Annotated in this window: 11 protein-coding genes; 1 reads left to right on the top strand and 10 read right to left on the bottom strand. The window is 64.0% G+C overall.

Going from position 1 to position 17,094, the window contains the following annotated elements; all coding sequences use genetic code 11:
• Positions 1–168: 168 nt before the first annotated feature.
• The 10 genes from N2603_RS20040 to N2603_RS19995 form a co-directional block, all read right to left on the bottom strand.
• Positions 169–1,713: a GMC family oxidoreductase gene (locus N2603_RS20040; protein WP_260390091.1), complete on the bottom strand. Its 1,545-nt coding sequence runs from the start codon at positions 1,711–1,713 to the stop codon at positions 169–171.
• Between the two features lie 4 nt (positions 1,714–1,717).
• Positions 1,718–3,268 (bottom strand): ABC transporter substrate-binding protein, encoded by a 1,551-nt coding sequence (locus tag N2603_RS20035; protein ID WP_260390090.1) that lies wholly within the window; start codon positions 3,266–3,268, stop codon positions 1,718–1,720.
• A 389-nt stretch (positions 3,269–3,657) separates the two neighbouring features.
• Complete coding sequence (parC, locus tag N2603_RS20030) at positions 3,658–5,916, bottom strand: DNA topoisomerase IV subunit A (RefSeq protein ID WP_018644591.1); 2,259 nt, start codon at positions 5,914–5,916, stop codon at positions 3,658–3,660.
• A 214-nt stretch (positions 5,917–6,130) separates the two neighbouring features.
• Entirely contained in the window at positions 6,131–7,078 is a 948-nt protein-coding gene (locus N2603_RS20025) for an ABC transporter substrate-binding protein (protein ID WP_260424223.1), read from the bottom strand.
• Positions 7,079–7,134: 56 nt separating this feature from the next.
• Positions 7,135–9,240 (bottom strand): adenylate/guanylate cyclase domain-containing protein, encoded by a 2,106-nt coding sequence (locus tag N2603_RS20020; protein ID WP_260390089.1) that lies wholly within the window; start codon positions 9,238–9,240, stop codon positions 7,135–7,137.
• A gap of 21 nt (positions 9,241–9,261) precedes the next feature.
• Positions 9,262–10,278 carry a SphA family protein gene (locus tag N2603_RS20015; RefSeq protein WP_260390088.1) on the bottom strand — a complete coding sequence of 339 codons (1,017 nt, stop codon included), beginning with the start codon at positions 10,276–10,278 and terminating at the stop codon, positions 9,262–9,264.
• Between the two features lie 46 nt (positions 10,279–10,324).
• Positions 10,325–11,752: a DUF1254 domain-containing protein gene (locus N2603_RS20010; RefSeq protein ID WP_260390087.1), complete on the bottom strand. Its 1,428-nt coding sequence runs from the start codon at positions 11,750–11,752 to the stop codon at positions 10,325–10,327.
• A 17-nt stretch (positions 11,753–11,769) separates the two neighbouring features.
• Entirely contained in the window at positions 11,770–12,795 is a 1,026-nt protein-coding gene (locus tag N2603_RS20005; protein WP_260390086.1) for a DUF1214 domain-containing protein, read from the bottom strand.
• A 15-nt stretch (positions 12,796–12,810) separates the two neighbouring features.
• Entirely contained in the window at positions 12,811–14,517 is a 1,707-nt protein-coding gene (locus N2603_RS20000; protein WP_260390085.1) for an arylsulfatase, read from the bottom strand.
• Positions 14,518–14,532: 15 nt separating this feature from the next.
• The gene (locus N2603_RS19995; RefSeq protein WP_260390083.1) at positions 14,533–15,546 is read right to left on the bottom strand and encodes a formylglycine-generating enzyme family protein; all 1,014 of its coding nucleotides are present in this window, start codon (positions 15,544–15,546) and stop codon (positions 14,533–14,535) included.
• 511 nt (positions 15,547–16,057) lie between these two features.
• Here N2603_RS19995 and N2603_RS19990 point away from each other — a divergent pair.
• Complete coding sequence (locus N2603_RS19990) at positions 16,058–17,065, top strand: helix-turn-helix domain-containing protein (RefSeq protein WP_260390082.1); 1,008 nt, start codon at positions 16,058–16,060, stop codon at positions 17,063–17,065.
• Positions 17,066–17,094 lie beyond the last annotated feature (29 nt).

The raw sequence follows: 17,094 nt of genomic DNA, 5'->3' as shown, positions 1-17,094 counted from the left end.
ACTGCTTGCTCTGTCATTGCGAGCGGAGCGAAGCAATCCAGGCTGTCTCCGCGGAAAGATTCTGGATTGCTTCGCTCCGCTCGCAATGACGATGGAGAAACAGCGAGCGCACCCCATCACCGTGCCCCCGCGCAATGGCGTAGCCATTGCGCGGGGATGACGGGATAACTACCGCATCATCATCCGCGCGATCGCTTCACCGATCACCACCGTGGTGAAATGGGTGTTGGCGCGGCAATCGGACGGCATGATCGAGGCGTCGGCGACGCGCAGGCCGCTGATCCCTTTCACGGTGCCATCCGGATTGACCACGCCATCGGCGTCGCCAGCGCCGCTCATGCGGCAGCTGCCGGCGGCGTGCTGGATGTCGCCGGTCTCTCGCCGCAGCAGCGCATCGAGCTCGTGATCGGGCAGCGCTGCTGCCTGCGGCAGCGTCAAGTCGGTGTCGGTCAGCCGGATCCAGTCGGCGATGCCTGAAAGGGCCGGCTGCGAGGTGATCACGGCAAGGCGTTTCACTGCATCCATCATCCGCAGCATGTCGCGGGGATCGGCCAGCATGTTCTCCTCGACGACCGGATCGATCGCTGGGTCGGTCGAGGCCAGCTTGAGCGTGCCGCGCGAATAGGCGTTGAACAGTCCGGCGCCGATCGCACCCGGCATGCCGATGCCGCGATGGTTGAACGCGATCAGGATCATGTCGCGCTTGCCGCCATTGGCGAGACTAGAAGAATAGGTCACGCAACAATTGGTATGGCGGGTGTCTGGATCGGTCGGCCGCAGGTCTTCGCGGAGCTGGATCGTGGCGCGAAACAGCGGGTGGTCCAAGAAGTGGCGGCCGACCGGCAGGTCGCGCTCGACCGCGATGCCCATCGCCTTCAGCTCATCGGCCGGGCCAATGCCCGACCGCAGCAGGATCGCCGGGCTGTGGATCGCGCCGGCGCAGAGCACGATGTGACGCGCGCTGATCTCCTGGGTGCCCTGCCCCTCGACATGGACGCGGACGCCGGTCGCCCGTCCGTCGCTGATCAGCACGCGATCGACCAGCGCGTGCCCGCGGATCTCCAGATTGGCCCTTCCGCGCGCGGGCTCCAGATATCCCTCGTTGGTGGTGATGCGGCGGCTGTCGCGGCTGTTGATGGGGTAGCAGGCAACGCCCTCGCCATCAGGACCGTTGACGTCGGCGCACCAGGGATAGCCGCTCGCGAGCGCAGCATCGCGCAAGCCGCGATCGATCGGCCCCCACGTCTCCGGCGGCGCGCGGTAGACTGGAAGCGGTCCGCCGCGTCCATGTCCCTCGGCGTCGCCGAACTCCAGATCATCCTCGATCACCGAGAATAGCGGCATCACGTCCTTGGCTGACCAGCCGGTGCACCCTTTGGCCGCCCATTCGTCGAAGGCATCGGCGACACCGCGGATCGCGATCTGGCCGTTCATCATCGATGAGCCGCCGAGCCCCTTGCCGCGCCAGTAGAAGCGCGGCTCCTGCCCCGCCACCCGGCGCGTCAGCAGATCAGGCCACTGCCACTTCTCCTGATATTCGCGCTTGTGGATGATCGGGATCGGATTGGGCGTCCTCACTTCCCACGGCGCTTCATCAGCGCGCCAGTCGAGACCGGCCTCTAACAGCAGCACGCGGCGTGCGGGATCTTCGGAGAGCCTTGCGGCCACAGCGGCGCCGGCGGAACCGCCGCCGACAACAATGACATCGTACATCGCGTTACTTCTCAACGTTCCAGAACACCGGGATGGCTGACGGTATCAGACCACGCAAGGTCGCGCGATAGGCGGCCGGCTGGGCGAACTGGCCCCACGGGATCGCAGGCGCCTGATCGTACATCACGCTCTGGATCTCGCCCGCGATCTTCTTGCGGTCCTCCTCGGCCGGCGCCTTGGCGAAGGCTTCCAACAGAGGCGTGATGCGCGGATCGCATTGCCAGCCGGTGAAGTCGGCGCAGTTGAAGGCGACCATGACGTTGGTCAGCGGCGAGCCGAGATCGAAACCGCCGGCGTGAACGCCATAGACGCTCCAACCCTCCTTCTTGGCACGGCGCGCCAGCACGCTCGCCCAGTCCATCACCTGCAGATCGACGTTGAAGCCGGTAGCCTTCAGCCGCTCGGCCAGCACCTGCGCCGAGACGCGCGGCGCTTCGAGATCGTTGGCCTCCATGACGACGACGGGCTCGCCGGCATATTTGGTCGCCTTCAGTGCAGCCTTCGCCGCCTCGATCGACGGCTTTGCGGCGGCTTCAGTCCCCGCCTTGCTCTCATAAGTGGTGCCGCAGGTGAAGTAAGTCGCGCACGGCGTGGCGTATTTGGCATCCAGGCCGAGCGCATCCAGCACCTCCCGCTGGTCGACCAGCTTCCACAGCACGCGGCGGATCTCGGGATCGTCGAACGGCTTTGACGCGGCGTTGAGACGATAGGCGCCCGCGAACATGTTGCCGCCGGTGAAGTTGAACAGCTTGACGCGGGAGTTCTTCTCCAGCTGTGGCAGCAGATCGAACGGCGCGTATTGCATGAAGTCGACTTCACCGGCCTGCAGTGCCGACGCGGCGGTCGCGCCGTCGGGAATGACGCGGATCTCCAGCGTGTCGACGTTGACGCGCTTGCCGCCGGCAAGGAAGTCGGCGGTTTCAGGACGCGGCACATAGTCGGCGAACTTCTTCAGGATCATGCGGTCGCCGGTGCGGTGATCGGCCTTGCTGTAGACGAACGGACCGGAGCCGACGATCTCGGTGATGCGCTGGTCGCCGGGCGTTTTCGCGATGCGCTCGGGCATCATGAAGGCGACCGGGCTGACGGGATTGCCGAGCGCGTCGATGACGAGGCCGGACGGCTCCTTCAGCGTCAGCACAAACGTCTTTGCATCCGTCGGCTCGAGCGAAGCCGTGATCGCAAAAATGCGGCGGCCGAGCGCGCTGCGGGTGCCCCAGCGGCGCAGCGATGCCACGCAATCGGCCGCCGTGACCTGCTGGCCGTCATGCCATTTCAGGCCGTCGCGCAGCGTGAACGTGTAGGTCAAACCGTCGGCGGAGACCTTCCAGTCCTGCACCATCTGCGGCTTGATGTCGCCCTTGGAGTCCTTCGCGAACAGCGTGTCGAACACCATGTAGCCGAACGTGCGCGAAATATAGGCCGTGGAGAAATGCGGATCGAGCGTGACAATTTCCGCCTCGAGCACCGCGACGAGATTGCCCGCCGCATGCGCCGGCGCCGCCAGCAGCGCGAGGCCCAGCAGCGCCGGAATGAAAGCCTTCAATTTGAACATTGGGGTGTATTTGCCTTTTGACCAGCCGTTTTGCAGTCGCCAGGAAAAAGCAATGTTCGTGCCCGCACGTATGCGCTCACGACTATCTGCCAAGCGTTTGCGGGGTACTCAATGTCAGTTGGAGAGCAGCGCTATCGCCTCTCGTCATTGCGAGCGCAGCGAAGCAATCCAGAGTCTTTCCGCAGAGGCAGTCTGGATTGCTTCGCTACGCTCGCAATGACGGTGGGGAGAGAACCAGGCACACTCCCTCGTGCCCCGGACGCAGCGCAGCGCGAAGCGGTGCGCTGCAGAGCCGGGGCCCATGTCTCCCGGCAATCCGTGTGGCGTGGGTCCCGGCTCTGCGCAGCAACGCGAAGAGCGTTGCAGCGCGTCCGGGACACGAAAGAGCCCTACCCGATCACCTTGCCGAACTTGTTCGACTTCGGGAAACCCTTCGGCGGCAGGCGGCCGGCGTCGGCGCGGGTGCCTTGCCACTCCGCGAGCTCCTTCATGGTCGCCGAGAACTCGCGACCGGCAGAGTCCTTCCAGGTCAGGCCGGCCTTGGCGTCGAACACGGCGACGTCGGAGAGGCCGCCATCCTTGTACTTCTGCAGGCGCACGCCACGGCCGCGGGCCATCTCCGGCACCTGGTCGAGCGGGAAGATCAGCATCTTGCGGTTCTCGCCGATGACCGCGACGGTGTCGCCGATCACCTCGGTGACCGTGCGCGCTTCGTTCGGCATGTCGACGTTGAGGACCTGCTTGCCCTTCTTGGTGGTGCCGACGCAATCATCCTCGTTGACGATGAAGCCCTGGCCCTCATGGCTCGCGACCAGGAACTTGCGACCGCCCTTGTTGACGAACAGCGCAACGGGAGCGGCCTCCTGCTCGAGGTCGATGAACAGGCGGATCGGCTCGCCGTGACCGCGACCGCCCGGAAGCTTCGCGACGTCGAGCGAGTAGAACTTGCCGTTGGTCGCGAACAGCAGCAGCTTCGAGGTCGTCTCCGCGAAGAAGGCGAAGCCGAGCTTGTCGTCCTGCTTGAAGGCGAGGCCCGAGAGATCCTCGACATGGCCCTTCATGGTGCGGATCCAGCCCTTGTCTGACACGACGACCGTCACCGGCTCGCGCTCGACGAGGGCTTCTTCCATCGCGGCGAGATCGTGCTCGGGCGCATCTGCAAAAGTGGTGCGGCGCTTGCCGAGCGGCGTCTTCGGTCCGAACATGTCGCGGACCTTGCCGACCTGCTCGCCGACCTTCTTCCACTGCTCGGCTTCGGAAGCGAGCACGCCTTCGATGCCCTTCAGCTCCTTGCGGAGATCCCTGTCCTCGTTGCGGATCTCCATTTCCTCAAGCCTGCGCAGATTGCGCAAACGCATATTGAGGATAGCTTCCGCCTGGATCTCGGTGAGCTTGAACGCCTTGATCAAGGCCGGCTTCGGCTCGTCCTCGGTGCGGATGATCTTGATCACCTTGTCGAGGTTCAGATAGGCGACCAGATGACCGCCGAGGACTTCCAGGCGGTGCTCGATCTGCGTCTTGCGATAGTTGCTGCGGCGGATCAGCACGTCGCGCAGATGGTCGAGCCATTCGCGCAAGCACTCCGCGAGCCCCACCACCTTGGGGATGCGGCCCTTGATCAGCACGTTGAGGTTCAACGGAATCTTGTTCTCGAGCTCGGTGAGCCGAAACAGCGATTCCATCATCAGGGCGGGATCGACGTTCTTCGACTTCGGCTCGATGACGATGCGGACGTCTTCAGCCGACTCGTCTCTGACGTCGCCGACCAGCGGCAGCTTCTTCTGGTCCTGCAGCTCGGCGATCTTCTCGATCAGGCGCGACTTCTGTACCAGGAAGGGAATCTCGGTGACGACGATGACCCAGGTGCCACGCGCGCCCTCCTCCTGCTCCCAGCGGGCGCGGACGCGGAACGAACCGCGGCCGGTCGTGTAGGCTTCAGCAATGGCCTGCTTGGAATCGACGCAGATGCCGCCGGTCGGGAAATCCGGGCCCTTGACCCACTTCATCAGCGCCTTCGACTTCGCGTCGGGCTTCTCGATCAGATGCAGCGCGGCATCGCACAGCTCGGCGGCGTTGTGCGGCGGGATCGAGGTCGCCATACCGACCGCGATGCCTTGCGCGCCGTTGGCGAGCAGGTTCGGAAAGCCGCCGGGCAGCACGACGGGCTCTTTCGACTGGCCGTCGTAATTGGCGCGGAATTCGACGCCGTCTTCGTCGATGCCCTCGAGCAGAAGCCGCGCCACGTCGGTCATGCGCGCTTCGGTGTAGCGGTAGGCGGCGGGATTATCGCCGTCGATATTGCCGAAATTGCCCTGGCCGTCGACCAGCGGATAGCGCGAGGAGAAATCCTGCGCGAGGCGGACCATGGCGTCGTAGATCGCCTGGTCGCCGTGCGGATGGAACGAGCCCATCACGTCGCCGACGATTTTTGCGGACTTCTTGAACGCCGTGCCGGGGTCGAGCCGGAGCAGGCGCATGCCGTAGAGGATGCGCCGGTGCACCGGCTTCAGACCGTCGCGCGCGTCCGGCAGCGCGCGGTGCATGATGGTCGAAAGCGCATACGCGAGATAGCGCTCTTCCAGCGCTTCCCGCAGCGGAACCTCATGGATTTCGGCCGGCTCTTCCGGCGGAACTATTCGTTTGCCCATTAGGCCTTTACTTTCAAAGACTTCCGGCTAGGTCTCGGGCAACTCCCCCCAAAGACCTGGCCAATTCTCCCCCGCTGGGGCACGATTCGGGCGGATATATAGCAGGCTGGGCAGCGACATGCGCCCCTTCCCTGCGCCATGGCCGCGGCGCGAGTTATCCACAGGGCGCCCCGCCGCGGTCCGGGCGGTATGGGGTGCTGGTCGCGTCGAGCATTTACGCGACGGTCGAAAGATAGAGCTGCGTGTCGAAATAGTCCGATGCCCGGACCGGGCTCGTGACTCCGGCATCTGCCATGAAGAAGTCGCTGACCTGCTGGAGCCACTTCACGACAGAGCCGTCCGAATAGAGGCGGCGCCATTCGCGCGAGGAATAAAGCTTCTGCGCCTTGAAGGCCTCGGCGAGGTCGTCCCGCCCCGACTGCTGATAGTGCGACCTCTGCAAGGCCTCCGCGGCCGCCGCCGGATTGCGGACCATGTGATCGTTGGCGTCCGTCCAGGCACGGATGATCCGGCTGAGCACCTCCTTGTTCTCCGGATAGTAATCGCTCCTCGCGGCCCAACCGCCCAGCACGGCCGATTGCGGATAGAAGGCGGACGCATCGACGAGCTTGATCGCCTCGGGCAGCGCCTGGCGCACGGCGATATTGAACGGCACCCAGAGCGCCACAGCAGGAACGTCGCCGGCGATGAACGCCTGGACTGCGGCGGGCATGCGGCGATTGACGATCTCGACCTCGGACGGATTGATGTTATTGGCGCGCAGCGCCCTGTCGAGAAAGATGTGCGCGGTCGTCTTCGTGGTCGTCGCGATCCGTCTCCCCCTGAGGTCGGCGAAGGTCTTTACGCCGAGCGTCGGCCGGACCCAAAGCTGCGCGGTCGCCACCTCGATGTCGTTGATGAGAAAGCCCCGGCCCTGGCCAAGCGCGAGATAGTTCGAGATCACGCCGCCGGCCGACACGACATCGACCCGCCTCTTCCCCATCGCCTCGAAGACCTCGGGTCCGGTGCTGAACTCGTGCAGATCGAAATCAATTCCCTCGCGGTCGAACGAGCCGCGGTCGAGGCCGGTCCAGATGTGTCCGTCCACGGCAACCACGTGGAGATAGCCGAGCCGGATTCTGCTGCGGGCCTGCGCAAGAGCCGGTGCGCCCAGCGCCGACATGGCGGCCAGGGCCGCACCACGATGCAGCAACCGTCGGCGGCTGATGGCGCCGGCGCTCACGCCGCCTCCCCCGGGTTCTGGGCCGCCGCGCGGAGCCGCCGGGCGTGAAACTGCGCGATGCCGTCCGCGGGGTAATCGAGCAGGAAGCCGGCGAGCCGGACCAGAGTCGTCTCGACCGCACCGTCCTTGGCAATCAGCGTGAAAACCTCGTCCCAGCGCCGGCACATCGTGATCTCCGCTTCGTCCGCCTGCGCGAGCTCGCCACGCAGCTCGCTGACCTCGACCGCCTCGGCAAATCCCTTCGGCCTGATGCTGTCGACGCTCCGGAACAGGAACGCCTGCTCCGCACGGGCGCGAACGGCCGCGCTGGCCAGCACGCGCGTGCCGTAATTCTTGTTCAGCCCTTCCAGCCGCGAGGCCAGGTTGATGGTGGCGCCGAGCGCGGTGTAGTTCATCCGGTCGCTCGAGCCGATATTGCCGACCACGGCATCGCCGACGTGAAGGCCGAAGCGCGTGTCATAGGGCGGCCAGCCCTCGCGCCGAAAGTCCCTGTTGAGCGCTTCATTGGCCACGACGCATGCCAGGACGGCGCGGCAGGCATTGACGGTGTGATCGGGGTCATCGGCGGGCGCATTCCAGAACGCCATCACGGCATCGCCGATATATTTGTCGACCGTGCCCTGGTGCCGCATGATCTCGTCCGACAGCGCGGCGAAATAGCGCGAGGTGTGGATCATCACCTGCGAAGGGTCGGCCCGTTCCGTCTTGGCGGTGAAATCGGCGACGTCGGTGAACAGCACCGTCACCTCGCGCCTGGCGCCGCCGAGGCTGAGCGAGGAGCCGGTCTCGATCAGTTGCCGCACGATCTGGCGCGGGATGAAGCTGGCAAAACTGCGGACCACGCTGCGCATGGTGAACACCGAGCGACCGAGCTCCTCGATCTCGGTAATGACGGAACGAACGCGCGGCCGCTCCGCGATCTCAAAGCGCTGGATCTCGTCGGTCTGCTGGACGATGTTGCGCAGCGGCCGCGCCATCAGCGATCCCAGCCAGAACGCGAACGGCAGCGTGGCGCCCACAAAGGCGAGCGCCAGCACGAACAGGGTGCGGCGCTCGCGGATGATCTGCGCGTAGAATTCGTCGAGCGGCGCGATCATCGCGAGGCGAACATTGGCGGACCCCGTCGTTTCAAGCTTATGGACCGCGGCGACATAGGTGCGCCCCGAAGCGCCTGTGAAGAATTGCTGGGCCGGCCCGCCCTCGCGCCAGGAGCGGATGACCGGCACGAGGCCCGGCAGCTTGAGCGCGCCGACCCGCGGCAGGTCGTCCTGCCTCTCTGGAATCTCTGCCATCAGGCGGTTCATCTCGGGATGGCCGACGATCCGCTCGCTGCCGTCGAACAGAAAGGCGAGACCCGACTGCCCGAGCTTCTGCTCCGCCAACATGTCTTCGAATCGGTTGAGCAGCACGTCGCCGGCGACGACGCCGCGCCGTCCCTCCTTCAACGGCGTCCGCAGCGTATAGCCGGGCTCGCCCGTGGCGTAGAAGACGTAAGGGCCGGTCAGCAGCGTCTTGTCGTTCCTGAATGCCTCGACATACCAGGGCCGCTGACGCGGGTCGTAATCCCTGGGTCCGGCGACCTCGGCCACTTGGATGAGGTTCTCGGACAGATACTGGGTCACCGGTGCGGCTCCCGCCGTGCGCGAGATCACCACAAGCCGGAAGGCGGCATCCTGATCCACATTCAGGCTCGTCCTGAAAGCGGGCCTGGCGCGATCGATCACGTCCATCTCGATGAATGAACCATCCTCATAGCCCACATAGAGATTGAAGAGCTGCGGATCGTTGCGCAACATCGCCGCCATCAGGCTGTAGAGCCGCGAGTTGTCGGCGATGTCGGCCTCCTGGATCGACGGCAGGCCGGACAGGATATCGAGACTGTCGCGAACGTTCTTGAACTGCTCGTCGACGTGGTCCGCCCCCAGTTGAGCCACCTTCTCGATGAAGCTGCTGGCTGCCTTCTGCGTGATCACCGTCACGCGTTCGAAGCTGAGATAGACCAGCGTCAAGCCGACGATCAGCACGACGGCAACGAACACCGTGATGATCGATGTCTGGAAGCCGATTCTGAATGCGCGCTTTGTGGTTTGATCTCCCGCCATCGAGCGACGCCGGCGCCTCCCTCAGTACTTTCGAACGATGGGCTTCGTCGCCGCCGGCGCAGGCGCGGCCGGCGAGACCGAGAAGGTGACCCAGGTCGACCAGCTCTTCGGCCGGTTCTCGACCTCCAGGTCCTTGTAGCCACGGATATTGAGATAGCCTTGGTAGCCGTCGGACATCGGGATCATGAAACCGATCTGCGGCCCGATGCCGACAGCCCGCCCCCTGAAGCCGCCAAGCCTGGCACCGGGACCGCTGTCGTCGGTGAGCTGCTGGAAGAAATAGCCGGCGACGCCGATATGGACATTCTTGCTGACGAACTGGGACGCCGCCCAATCGACATGGAAGTCGATGCCGTTCTGGTACTGCAGGAACGGGTTCATGAAATTGTAGGTGAGCCCGCCGACGATCGAGAATTCATGCCCGGTCTTGAGGTCGAGATAGGTGTAGCCGGCTCCCGCATCGATCGCGGGGAAGCCAAAACTCAAATTCGCGAGCCGGCTGGAATCGTAGGTGCCGCTCGGGATGTTGCCGGTGATGTAGACCATCTCGTTGTGGACGCCCTGGTTCCATTTCAGCGTGCCCTGGTAGAAGACGTCGGCCAGCGTCGTGCGGTTGTCGGTCGCGCTGCCCGAGATGGTGTTGCCGCGCGGACCTGTCAGCGTCGCGTCGATGCCGACGCCGACGTTTCCCGGTACGGTCAGCAGGGTGAAGCCAGCCTGGCCGCCGAGCACCGGCATCGGCGAGGTGTAGGTAATGCCCATGACGAGCGCGTCGGCATGGGCATTGAGGCCGGCGGTCACCGAGCCGGGGACGCCACCGCTGGTGACGAAGTTCTGCCCTCCTCCGGCCTTTTCCTGAAGGTGGATGTAGATGGTCGAATAGGCCCATCCCGGCGTCACGGGAACGGCGGCAAGGCTGCCGAAGATGCCCGGCAGCCAGAAGCTCACGCCGCTGGCGTCGGCCAGCGCAGGCTGGGCCGTGAAGGCCGCCAGCGCGAAAGCGGTTGCAAGCCCGGTCTTTCGAATGTGTCCCGACATTGTCGTGTCCCCTCGATCGCGTCATCCACCGGTCGCGCCTGGTTCTCTATTTCGTGGCCCCTCCAATCGTCGTGGCGATGCGCTCCACATCGGGCAGCTTCCAGCTATGGTCGAACAGCGGCTGCTCCGGACCATAGAGACGGAACAGCAGCTCGAATTTTCGCGCGGGATCGGTAGGCACCCAATTGGCTTCCTTGCCGGCCGGCGCCTTGGGGCCGAAATAGACGTCGACTGAACCGTCGGCGTTCTTCTCGATGCCTGGGCTGATCGAGGCTCGGCTGGCGCTCGGCATATTCCGCACCAGCGCATGCGTCTCGCGGTCGTAGACCGTTGCGGACCAGTATTGCCTGACCGGCGCATTTGCCGGCACGGTCAGCCGATAGGTTGCGCTGCCCTCGAGAGGTTGGCCGTCCTTGTCCTTCGCCACCATCAGGTAGAACTGCGCCGTGCCGAGCCGCTTCACGCCGGTAAAGCCGAGCGTGTATGTCACCGCGCGCGCGTCGATCGGATAGGCGTTCGGATCGGCGTATCCGCCGCTTGCCGCCTTCACCATCTCCGCCACAGCGGCCGGGAACCAGCGAATGCCCGGATTGATCACGGGAAATCCCGCGTCGTAGCGCTGCTCCAGCACTGCATGCGCCTCGCGCGCGGCCTGATCGAGCAGCACAAGCGTCTTCTGATCGGGATTGTACGGCTTGCCCTTCTCGATGCCGATGGTCGCGAGCTGGTCGATCATCGCGCGATCGCGATCGAGCCATGGCTCGTTCTGCACCACACGGTCGAGGCTGCGATAGAAACTCGCATCATAGGGGATCGTGGAGTCGAACAGGACGTCGTAGGCATCGGTGAAATTGGTCTGTGGCAGGCTGTTCGCCTGAGCGAGCGGATAGACCTTGATCTGCTTGCCGTAGGCGACCGACTTTGCGATGTCGGCATCACCGTGACTTGCGAGATTGGAGCGCAGCAGCGCAAAGCCGCTGAAGGTGTCCGATTGAAGCGCGATGTGGCCCGCCGGCACCTCGCCTTTGTAGCCGGGCGGCAGGATCAGGTACTTGCCGCCCTGCCCCTTGTCGGCGCCCTCGGGGCCAGCGTCCTCCAGCGGCATCTGCCAGGCCGTGACGATATTTCCGGCGATCGAGCCGCCCTGCGCCGGCGGGATTTCGATCACGACCGGGCCGTCCTTCACGTTCCAGAACGACATCAGGTAGATCGCGTCCGGATTGGGCGTCAGCGTCTGGTTCTTCCAGTTCACTGGCCTCGACCAGTAGACGACTTCATTGACCTTCGCGCTGGTGGTCCTCAGCATGGCCTGAAGCATGAGGTCGGCATTGACGGCGGGCATGCCCCAGATCATCGCCTCGACGGCGCGGCGCTGGATGTTGCGCGCGGCAATGTCATCCGGCGACGGGCTCTGCGCCTGCACGCTCGCGGTCGCCAGCATCATCGCAACCAATCCGCAGACTGCCTGCCTCATGACGGCCTCCATGTTGGCTACGCACCGTTTGCCGGCTTCGGCTCCGGGAATTTCCACTTGCCGTTCAGGATTTCGGGGCGCGGCCGGTAGAGCCGCACGGTGTAGTTCCAGCCTTTCATGATCGGCAGGCAGTTCGGGATCTTGCCGTCGCAGCCGCCGAACTGGATCGCCGTCGAGCCGTCGGCCGATTTCACCGCGGTCAGATTGTTGAGGGAGTAGGCGTTGTACGGGTTCTGCTCGAAATAGCCCTCGGCGTTGTAGAGGCTGATCGACCAGAAGCCGTCGACCGGCACGTTGCCGGGAACCACCAGCTTGTAGACCGTGCTGCCGTCGTTCTTCTCGGGATTGAAGCTGAGATAGGTGGCTTCCTTGTCGGGATTGCCGCCCCACCCCGCGGCGGTTCCGATCAGATGCTTGATCGGATCGACCTGCCCCTTGGGGCCGAACGCATTCTTGAATCCGCCCGTCGTTGAGGCCAGCACGAGCAGGGCATCGCGCACCTTCTTCTGACTTGCGGCATCCCAGTTCGGGATTTCGAACTTCCCCGCAGCCTTCTGGCTGATCTTCACGGCATCTTGAAGCGCATGAACCTTCTCGACGTCCTTGGGATCGCTCGGATCGACCAGTGTCCGCAGCCCAACGAGCACATAGCGCGTTCCGACCTTGTTCTTGTAGACCGTGTAGCTGCCGGCACCGTATTCGACCTTGCCGACGACATAGTGATCCTCGTTGATCAGCTGCATTGACCGGAATCTCTTGCCGGCGTCCGGTAACGTGATCGTCGCGGGACCGGCATCGAGGTCGAGGATGACGGTCGAGTACAACGTGTCGCGGTTCGACCGGATCACCATCTGCTTGTCGATCTGCATCGGTTCGCGATGATGAAACAGCTTGCCGGTGCCGCCGGCGTCCTTGACGCCGTTGCCGAAATAAAGGTCGGACTCCGCGCGTCCGAAATTATCGACCGTGACCGGAACGGGCGACTGCGCATATGCGGCCGCCGTGAGAACAAGCATCGAAGCCGCCAGCAACGCTCTCTTCATGTGTCCCCTCGCCCACTATTGCGTGACCTCGAAACTCCTCTGCATCTTCTCGACGATCTGATCGATGCTGAAGCTGGAGGGGCGCTGGCTCGGCGGGTAATCCTTGAAGCTGGCCAGGAATTGCGCGACGATCGGCTGCGAGGCGATGAAGATGCCTGCGCCGTCGGAAGCCAGCCAGTCCCAGTATGTGTTCGAGGTGATGTCGGCTCGCTCATAGGGATCGGCGCGAAGGTTGAAGAGCTTCGGCAGCCGCAGCTTGGTGAATGGCTCGGCCCAGATCTGCATCGTGCCTTTCTCTCGTTGCTCCTCGAACACGACCTTCCAGTTCTCGTAACGCGTGGCGACGAGATCACCGTCGTCGTTGAAATAGATGTATTCCTTGCGAGCGCTGCTCGGCTGCTGGCCGGTCAGAAAGGGCAGCTGGTTGTAGCCATCGAGGTGGACCTTGAAGGTCTTGCCGGCAGCCTGGTGGCCGGTGAGCAGCTTCTGCTTGATGTCGGGATCGCCCGCAGCCGCCAGCAGCGTCGGACACCAGTCCAGGCCGCTGACGATATCGTTGGAGACCGCGCCGGCCTGGATGCGGCCGGGCCAGCGGATAAGGCAGGGGACGCGAAATGCGCCTTCCCAGTTGGTGTTCTTCTCGCTCCGGAACGGAGTCGTCCCGGCATCCGGCCACGTATTCTGATGCGGACCGTTGTCGGTGGTGTAGAGCACGATGGTGTCGTTGGCGATGCCGAGGTCATCCAGCGCTTTCAGGATCGTCCCGACGGTCGCGTCGTGCTCGATCATGCCGTCCGCATATTCCGTTCTCGAATTGAGGCCAGGCTTGTCTCTGTGTTCGGCCCTCACATGGGTGCGCAGATGCATGCGCGTCGAGTTGTACCAGCAGAAGAAGGGATTGCCGGCCTGGACCTGCCGCTTGATGAAGTCGATGGCAGCGGCCGACGTCTCGTCGTCGATGGTTTCCATGCGCTTCTTGGTCAGCGCGCCCGTATCCTCGATGGTCTGCTTGCCGACCCTGCCCCAGCGCGGCTGCTCAGTGGAATCGTCGCGATCGCTGGCCTTGCAGCGAAGCACGCCCCGCGGGCCGAACTTCTCCCGGAAGGCGGGGTCCTGCGGATAGAACCGGTTCTCCGGATCTTCCTCGGCATTGAGATGATAGAGGTTGCCGAAGAATTCGTCGAAGCCATGCAGCGTCGGCAGATACTCGTTGCGATCGCCGAGATGGTTCTTGCCGAACTGCCCGGTCGCGTAGCCGAGCGGCTTCAGCAGTTCGGCGATGGTGGCATCGCGTGCCTGCAATCCAACCGCCGCGCCGGGAATGCCGACCTTCGACAGCCCCGTACGCAGCGTGCACTGGCCGGTGATGAAAGACGAACGGCCCGCCGTGCAGCTCTGCTCGGCGTAGTAGTCGGTGAACATCATCCCTTCCCGGGCGATGCGATCGATGTTCGGCGTGCGATAGCCCATGACGCCGAAGGAATAGGCGGAGATGTTGGTCTGGCCGATGTCGTCGCCGAAGATCACGAGGATGTTCGGCCTGCGGCCGGGCGCCGCCGGTGCCGGTGATGTGGCGGGAGCGGCCGGCTGGGCCTGCGCCATTGCTTCGGATGTCAGTGCCGCGGCGGCGACGATCGAGGACGTTCCAAGCAGCAGACGTCTGCGATTGAGCGGTTGGTCAGCCCGAGACTGGTTGTTGTTGTTCTCCAATTCGGTACTCATCCGACACTCCTATGCTTATGCTGCGGCTGTTCCTTCTTGCTCGTGGTGAACGCCAAGCGGTGACCGCACCACGCAGCGGAAGCCGACATGGCTGGTCGAGGTATCGATCGGCTCGGCATGCCGCGCTGCGGGACGGTAGCGGCGGCAGTAATTCGGCGCGCAGAGGTGTGAGCCACCCTTCAAGACTTTGCGCGGGATGCGGACGTCGGGTTGACATGGATCAAAGCTCGCGTCCTCCCGGCCGCCACGCGGATTCCTGGGAATGCAGCAGGGCTTCGCCGCTTCGGCCTGATGCCGCGACGACCACCAGTCCGAGGTCCACTCCCAGACATTGCCGATCATGTCGTAAAGACCATAGCCATTCGGCGGGAAGGCCATGACCGGCGAGGTACGCTTGAACCCATCCTCGCCGAGGTTCTGGACAGGGAAGTTTCCCTGCCAGATGTTGGCCATGTGCCTGCCGCCCGGCATCAGCGCATCACCCCAGGCAAACTCCTCGCCGTCGAGTCCGCCGCGCGCAGCGAACTCCCACTCCGCTTCGGTCGGCAAATCCTTGCCCGCCCAGCGCGCATAGGCGGTCGCGTCATTGTAGGAGACGTGGACGACCGGGTGGTCGTCGAGCCCTTTGATATTGCTGCCGGGGCCGTAGGGATGGAGCCAATTCGCGCCGCGCATGAAGGACCACCACTGGCTCCAGTCGGCAAGATCCGTGATGCGCGGCAGCGGCGAGAACACCAGCGAGCCGGCGTAGAGCATTTCCCTGAGCGCGCCGGGATAGTCCTTGGGATCGGGGACGACCTGCGCCTCCGTCACATGGCCGGTGGCGTTGACGAACTCCTTGAACTGCCGGTTGGTCACCGGCGTGCGGTCGATCCAGAAACTGTCGACGCAGACACGATGGCTCGGCGCTTCCTCGGGATAGTGGTGATCGGATCCCATACGGAAGGTGCCGCCGGGAATGAAGACCATCTCGCCGGTCTTCATGTCATCCGGCAACCACTCGCAGCGATCGAGATCGGCCCGCAGCATGATGGAAACTCCGATACGCGCAGTCCACCGGTGCTATGATACGGACTTCGGCAGGCGCCGATGACGGCAGATTGCCCGGCGCATTGGACGCATTGTCTGATCCCCCTCTTCCTGGCGCCGAGGGCGGGAGATGCAGATCGCGAGTTGCGTCAACATCTCTCCCGTTCTTGCGCACACGCGTTCCGAGCATGCGGCAGCACGCTGCCCCTTTTCCGCGCCGCGATCCGCAGCGCGCCTTCGATTCATATCGCTTAGGTTGCAAATGGTATCTGAATATCCGGCGACTGTGATGTGCAGATTGTGCCAGCACATCGCAGTGATGGCCGGGATCGAGCGACACCGCGTCGCAGATCCGCTTAATTGACAGCACCATTGCCCGATTCATCGCGTCGAATTCGACGATCATTCGCCTCAAAACGCGAACTCAATTCACAGCACCTCTTCGCGTTGTGGTGGTATTTCGCTTGTCGTCTGCCGCACAAATGTCGCGCTTCAAGACAAGTGTACGACCATGGTGGGGTCTCTTCTGGTTGATTCGCGGAAGCTCGACGGTTTCGAGGGTCTACACCAGGCCGTGCACGGCTCTCACGTCGACGTCATGCAGCTCGGACGCGGGCGGCTACGCGGGACATTGTCCCATGTCGGCATCGGCGATTTCTCGCTCAGCATCGGCGCCTTCAACATCGGAATGCGCACGCAGCGCATTTCCAGCGACGACAAGCTCATCATCGGGATGCTGCTGGCGGCCGAGCGGCGCGTTGCCCATTGGTCCTTCGACATGCAGCTCAACGACGTGCTGGTGATTCCGCCGCTGCTCGAGCATGACGGCGTCTTTCACGGCGCATCCGCCTACGCCGCCATGCGCTTCGACCTCGATGAGGTGGCGTCGCTGTTCGGCGGAGAGGTGCGTCTGAGCGATCCCGACACATGGCGCAAGCGCGGTCACTTCCGGGCGGATCTCGCAACCGGCGCATTGGCCTCGCGTCGCCTGATCCGGATCATGTCCCATCTGGCCTCGCACAAGGACGGCCTGACGCCGTCGACAGCCGATTTCTGGAAACGATCGATCGTCGAATGCATGGCTGCCAACGTGATGTCGTCGCTGCCGCCCGACGACTCCGGCAGACTTCCGTCAGCGAGGCGGCTGATCCGCAAAGTCGAGGAGTATCTCGACCAGGCCGGCACGCGCCCGGTGCATGTTTCGGAAATATGCGCCGCGTTCATGGTGTCACGACGTACTCTGCATCGCGCGTTTCAAGAGGTGTTCGGGCTCGGCCCGGTCACCTTCCTGCGCCATAAGCGCCTGTGCACCATTCACTCCATCTTGCGGGAAAGCAGGCCGGGTACGACCACCGTGGCGGCGGTCGCGATGCAGCAGGGCTTTTACGAGCTCGGGCGCTTCTCGCAATATTACTCGATGATGTTCGGGGAGCGTCCCTCGCAAACCCTGGGAGTCACATCATTCCCTCTCTCGGACGACGAGCACGCCCAAGCAGGCTCCATCCTCTCGGAGGGATGAAACGACGAGCGGATCTCGCGCGGCGTTGT

Source organism: Bradyrhizobium huanghuaihaiense, from assembly GCF_025200885.1.
GTDB classification, from domain to species: Bacteria; Pseudomonadota; Alphaproteobacteria; order Rhizobiales; family Xanthobacteraceae; genus Bradyrhizobium; species Bradyrhizobium huanghuaihaiense.
Note: the sequence above shows the minus strand (reverse complement) of the source record. Positions and strands in the feature narration are given on the sequence as shown.

Coding starts and splice junctions, on each gene's coding strand:
- N2603_RS20040 (WP_260390091.1), bottom strand. CDS start 1,713: ATGTACGATGTCATTGTTGTCGGCGGCGGTTCCGCCGGCGCCGCTGTG.
- N2603_RS20035 (WP_260390090.1), bottom strand. CDS start 3,268: ATGTTCAAATTGAAGGCTTTCATTCCGGCGCTGCTGGGCCTCGCGCTG.
- parC (WP_018644591.1), bottom strand. CDS start 5,916: ATGGGCAAACGAATAGTTCCGCCGGAAGAGCCGGCCGAAATCCATGAG.
- N2603_RS20025 (WP_260424223.1), bottom strand. CDS start 7,078: ATGTCGGCGCTGGGCGCACCGGCTCTTGCGCAGGCCCGCAGCAGAATC.
- N2603_RS20020 (WP_260390089.1), bottom strand. CDS start 9,240: ATGGCGGGAGATCAAACCACAAAGCGCGCATTCAGAATCGGCTTCCAG.
- N2603_RS20015 (WP_260390088.1), bottom strand. CDS start 10,278: ATGTCGGGACACATTCGAAAGACCGGGCTTGCAACCGCTTTCGCGCTG.
- N2603_RS20010 (WP_260390087.1), bottom strand. CDS start 11,752: ATGAGGCAGGCAGTCTGCGGATTGGTTGCGATGATGCTGGCGACCGCG.
- N2603_RS20005 (WP_260390086.1), bottom strand. CDS start 12,795: ATGAAGAGAGCGTTGCTGGCGGCTTCGATGCTTGTTCTCACGGCGGCC.
- N2603_RS20000 (WP_260390085.1), bottom strand. CDS start 14,517: ATGAGTACCGAATTGGAGAACAACAACAACCAGTCTCGGGCTGACCAA.
- N2603_RS19995 (WP_260390083.1), bottom strand. CDS start 15,546: ATGCTGCGGGCCGATCTCGATCGCTGCGAGTGGTTGCCGGATGACATG.
- N2603_RS19990 (WP_260390082.1), top strand. CDS start 16,058: ATGGTGGGGTCTCTTCTGGTTGATTCGCGGAAGCTCGACGGTTTCGAG.